A 4,789-nucleotide genomic window follows, 5' to 3' on the forward strand; every position below is an offset into this window, starting at 1 on the left:
CGGCTACCGGTGCCACCCGCCATAATCACAGGAAGTAACATGATAAAATCCTTAAATAAATAATCATTTTGTTTACTATCAATCAACGGCACACGTTTGGCTTCAGGCTGGATTTTGCGCACGCTACCGCCCTTGGCTTTCGCTACCAAATTGCGTCGGGCCTTATTGTTGTACCCACTCTCTTACGGCGTTAATGCAGTAACTGCGTTAGCGCCAGGTGAGTCGTTCCCCAGACAGGCTAAGCACTTCGGCGCTTAACGATCTGCCTGAGAGCTTAATCATTCTAAAAACAGAGATATGTTGGCGAACATATCTCTGTTTTCATCCGTAATCGCACCATCACACGCGCAAAAAACGCAGAGTACTTTCGCCGTTTCCGTAAGGGCTATCCATCAGGACTTTCTCATTTAGTAAGGATAGAACACTGCCGCTGTCGGCAGACGCATTGGCGGAAAGAGATGCTTTGCAGGCGTAGAGAGAAGTGAGAGAAATACGCTGAATGGCGATGTTAACGGCAGCGCTGCGGGAGAAAGCCAGAACACTCTGGATACCAGTGGAGGCTGAGCAGAACGGATTGACTCTCTTTTTTAGCATTACGCTCACGATATGTTCCAGAAGATGGGATGGGTGGTTCATATCTCGACAACACATACACCATACAAACGAATTATCTGCGAAGTATACGCGTTGGCCTAAAAGAATAAAAATGAAAAAGCTCAATGAAAAATAAATTCAACAGATGAACTTCAGGCCTGGCTTTTTTCGACCCTCACTCAGATGCTTAAGAAATAAAAATAAAATCAACAACTTAAAAACCAACTCGGATTTTAGCTTGGTTTTTCCGAATGATCGTGCATGAAACGTAAGCAAATTCATAAATCACGACAATATGAATTCAACTTATTTCATCTCGAAAAAAAGATCACATTGTGAACAGAGAAATCATTACCAGCCATAAAGACCACAGAGTTATTATTTGCCAGCTAATCTAAATACATGATAATCATTATTATTTACGACATTCTCTGGCGGGGAAGGCTCTTATGAAATGCTTCTCTCAAGCTTTTGCTGGCGACAACTTAACCGCTAACGGTAAAGCAGGTGATCCCTACAGCAAGCCAGTGTAAAATCGGCAATTATATATAGCGGGGCAAAGTGAACCCGGAGGATAAATATGAAGTTTTTAGTGACTGGAGCCGCAGGATTCATCGGTTTTCATGCGTGCAAACGCCTTCTGCAGGCGGGTCATAAGGTTGTCGGACTCGACAACATGAACGATTACTATGATGTCAATCTGAAGCAGGCCCGGCTGGATTTGCTGCAATCCCCCCAGTTCAGTTTCCATAAAATCGATCTGGCGGATCGTGAAGGTATTGCCCAACTTTTTGCTCATGAGAAATTTAACCGGGTAATCCACCTTGCTGCCCAGGCCGGCGTTCGCTACTCGCTGGAAAATCCTTTCGCTTATGCTGATTCCAATCTGATTGGTTATCTGAACATTCTTGAAGGCTGCCGACATAATCACGTTGAGCATTTGCTGTATGCTTCATCGAGCTCGGTTTATGGTTTAAACCGCAAGATGCCATTCTCAACCGACGATTCGGTTGACCATCCGGTTTCTCTCTACGCCGCTACGAAGAAAGCAAATGAGCTGATGGCGCACACCTACTCTCACCTTTACGGTATTCCGACCACCGGATTGCGATTCTTTACCGTCTATGGCCCCTGGGGGCGTCCGGACATGGCGCTGTTCAAGTTCACAAAAGCCATGCTGGAAGGAAAGAGTATTGATGTCTACAACTACGGCAAGATGAAGCGCGACTTCACCTACATCGATGATATCGTCGAGGCGATTGTACGGATGCAGGACATTATCCCGCAGCCCAATCCTGAATGGACCGTTGAGACAGGTTCTCCGGCTGACAGCTCTGCGCCCTATCGTGTGTATAACATCGGGAACAGCTCACCGGTTGAGCTGATGGATTACATCACTGCGCTGGAAGAAGCGCTGGGTATGGTCGCGGAAAAGAATATGATGCCTATTCAGCCAGGCGATGTGCTTGAGACCAGCGCGGATACAAAGCCGCTGTATGATATGGTGGGATTCAGACCGCAAACAACGGTCAGTCAGGGGGTTAAGAACTTCGTTGACTGGTATAAGGCATATTATAAGGTGTAATGCCCCCGGGCAATGCGCATGCTATTAAGCCGCAGCGGCACCCCGCTGCGGCTTTTCTGTTTGGTAGGCCATGTTGAGCAATCTTACGATTCTGTCGGTAACAGATCAGGATGGGTAAAGTGGCGCGGAACAGCCCATACCGTACATTAACGAAACCTGAAACAAAATATCACCAGAAGCCGAATACAGCCCTTCCCTTACGCTATCTGAAGAGCATTAGCTTAGACAGATTATCATCCCCAGATGGTAAGGCTGGCATTTAAGTCTGTTACAGATCGTTTATTCATAGCAGAAGCCATAAAAAAGATTTATTCACTTTCCTGTAAAAAAGCCACAACCTCCATATAGGAATTTTCTTAATTCCAGGATATGTTAAGCATGTCAGGGCGGACTTTGTCAGAAGTATTAGTTCGCAAGCAAATGGATTTATCACATTCCTTTCATTCTGGTACGAATTATGGCAAACATAATTTTCTTAGCAGTTGCTGCCATCCTGTTGATTGTTTCCGTTTATTTTCTGATTTCTTATATTAAGGACCAGAAAAAAACCAAGCTGACTTTTAACAAGCGAAAGTGGTGAAAAGAAAACTTAATATAATTATAATACTGGCATAGGAAATAATAATATAAAATACTGCCAGCCGTGGAGATGCGTTCCGTCTTTACAGCTGGCGCTGGAAGCTATTTTATATTTATAAAAGTTACTAGAATCGGAAACAACATCCCAGACATCAGGATGATTTTTTATGCCCACGGCTAACTCATGCCTACTATACCTCCCCCCCCTGAACGATCCCGAAGCGTCGGTTTAAACTGGAATCTGAATCTCATCGCATTCCAGGGCAGGATGCTGTACATCGGCAGGAACTTATAAACAACAAAAGCCTGCAAGCAGGCTCTGTTTTACCTTCCGGCGCTTATCTCCAGCGTCTACATCTCAGTGACGGTAGCTCTTCACAAGGTGAATTTAACATATCCGACCTCAATGATTGCGACAAGATGAACAATTGAAGAATTTAAGCGGGGTCACGTTTTTTAAGGGGATATGGTTTGGGTGAAGGAACGGTGAGACTGGCAAGAGAAATGCGTAATCATTTAGAGGGGGAGGAAAGCGGTGGCCGGCAGCTGCTGCTCCCGGCCAGAAGACAGATTAGTCACTGCCAAATAAATCGCGGGTATATACCTTATCAGCAACATCCGACAGCTCTTCAGCCATACGGTTAGAGACAATCACATCAGCTTCTTGTTTGAACGCTTCAAAATCGCGAACTACGCGGGAATTGAAGAATTCATCTTCCTGCATAACCGGTTCATAGATAATAACCGGAATACCTTTAGCCTTAATACGCTTCATGATGCCCTGAATTGAGGAAGCGCGGAAGTTATCAGAACCACTCTTCATGATCAGGCGATAGATCCCAACGACCTTAGGCTTACGCGCCAGGATGGAGTCAGCAACGAAATCTTTACGCGTGCGGTTAGCGTCAACGATGGCGCCAATAATGTTATTCGGTACAGATTCGTAGTTCGCAAGCAGCTGCTTGGTATCTTTCGGCAGGCAGTAACCACCGTAGCCAAAGGACGGATTGTTATAGTGGTTACCAATACGCGGGTCGAGGCACACGCCTTCGATAATCTGCTTACTATTCAGGCCCTGGCTCTCAGCGTAGCTATCCAGTTCATTGAAGTAAGCCACGCGCAGCGCCAGATAGGTATTGGCAAATAACTTGATTGCTTCAGCTTCGGTAGAATCAGTAAACAGCGTCGGGATATCCTGCTTGATCGCTCCTTCTTTCAGGAGGTTAGCAAAACGTTCCGCGCGTTCTGAACGCTCGCCAATAACGATACGCGACGGGTGCAGGTTGTCATAGAGCGCACGGCCTTCACGAAGGAACTCTGGAGAGAAAATAACATTATCAATGCCCAGGCGCTCTTTAATATCACGAGTGAAACCAACGGGGATGGTTGATTTAATGATCATGACCGCATCAGGGTTAATCTCGGTAACATCGCGAATAACGGCTTCAACGGTCGACGTATTGAAGTAGTTTGTTTTCGGATCGTAGTCAGTCGGCGTGGCGATAATGACATAATCTGCATTGCGATAAGCATCATGCTTGTCAGTTGTTGCGCGAAAATTCAACGGTTTTTCCGCCAGGTATTCCTGGATCTCCTTATCGACAATCGGAGAAATCTTTTGGTTAATCATATCAACTTTGGATTGAATGATATCCAGCGCCACCACTTCGTGGTTTTGCGCAATCAGGATGCCATTCGATAAACCGACATAACCGGTACCGGAAATAGTAATTTTCATTCGATCACACTTTAATCAGTTAACTGGACGGCGGCATATTAGCCACCCTGGTAATCAATACTTGTGGCGGTTTTACTCTCAGAAAGATGGGAAGTCAAGAAAGAGCCATAAGGTTATGCATAATTCCACACATCAACCCTATGGCTCTAAACAGAATAATTTCTATTTAAGTAAAGCTAATATTTCTTCTGTTTTAGCCTTCATTAATTCATCATCAGCTTTTGACTCGACGTTGAGGCGCACTACCGGCTCGGTGTTCGAGCTGCGCAGGTTAAAACGCCACTCCGGATATT

Annotated in this window: 4 protein-coding genes and 1 pseudogene; 2 read left to right on the forward strand and 3 right to left on the reverse strand. The window is 45.4% G+C overall.

All coding sequences use genetic code 11. From position 1 onward, the window contains the following. Window positions 1–339: 339 nt before the first annotated feature. On the reverse strand, window positions 340–603 hold the full coding sequence (locus ABLV75_RS02755; RefSeq protein ID WP_159103137.1) for a hypothetical protein: 264 nt from the start codon (window positions 601–603) through the stop codon (window positions 340–342). A 571-nt stretch (window positions 604–1,174) separates the two neighbouring features. Between ABLV75_RS02755 and ABLV75_RS02760 the strand changes: the two genes are divergently transcribed. Further along, complete coding sequence (locus ABLV75_RS02760) at window positions 1,175–2,179, forward strand: NAD-dependent epimerase (protein ID WP_196090384.1); 1,005 nt, start codon at window positions 1,175–1,177, stop codon at window positions 2,177–2,179. 457 nt (window positions 2,180–2,636) lie between these two features. Further along, on the forward strand, window positions 2,637–2,759 hold the full coding sequence (locus tag ABLV75_RS02765; RefSeq protein ID WP_004138729.1) for a small membrane protein: 123 nt from the start codon (window positions 2,637–2,639) through the stop codon (window positions 2,757–2,759). A gap of 570 nt (window positions 2,760–3,329) precedes the next feature. Here the strand turns inward: ABLV75_RS02765 and ugd are convergent. Both ugd and ABLV75_RS02775 read right to left on the reverse strand, forming a co-directional pair. Beyond that, window positions 3,330–4,496, reverse strand: coding sequence for a UDP-glucose 6-dehydrogenase (ugd, locus tag ABLV75_RS02770; RefSeq protein ID WP_004103677.1), 1,167 nt, complete (start codon window positions 4,494–4,496; stop codon window positions 3,330–3,332). 162 nt (window positions 4,497–4,658) lie between these two features. After that, a pseudogene (locus tag ABLV75_RS02775) lies at window positions 4,659–4,789 on the reverse strand (phosphomannomutase); the annotation flags it as partial.

The organism is Klebsiella sp. CN_Kp066 (assembly GCF_040065135.1).
Taxonomy (GTDB): Bacteria; Pseudomonadota; Gammaproteobacteria; order Enterobacterales; family Enterobacteriaceae; genus Klebsiella; species Klebsiella oxytoca.

What these genes read in the sequence shown, in the direction of transcription:
- ugd (WP_004103677.1), bottom strand. Translation starts at nt 4,496, where the DNA reads ATGAAAATTACTATTTCCGGTACCGGTTATGTCGGTTTATCGAATGGC.
- ABLV75_RS02760 (WP_196090384.1), top strand. Translation starts at nt 1,175, where the DNA reads ATGAAGTTTTTAGTGACTGGAGCCGCAGGATTCATCGGTTTTCATGCG.
- ABLV75_RS02765 (WP_004138729.1), top strand. Translation starts at nt 2,637, where the DNA reads ATGGCAAACATAATTTTCTTAGCAGTTGCTGCCATCCTGTTGATTGTT.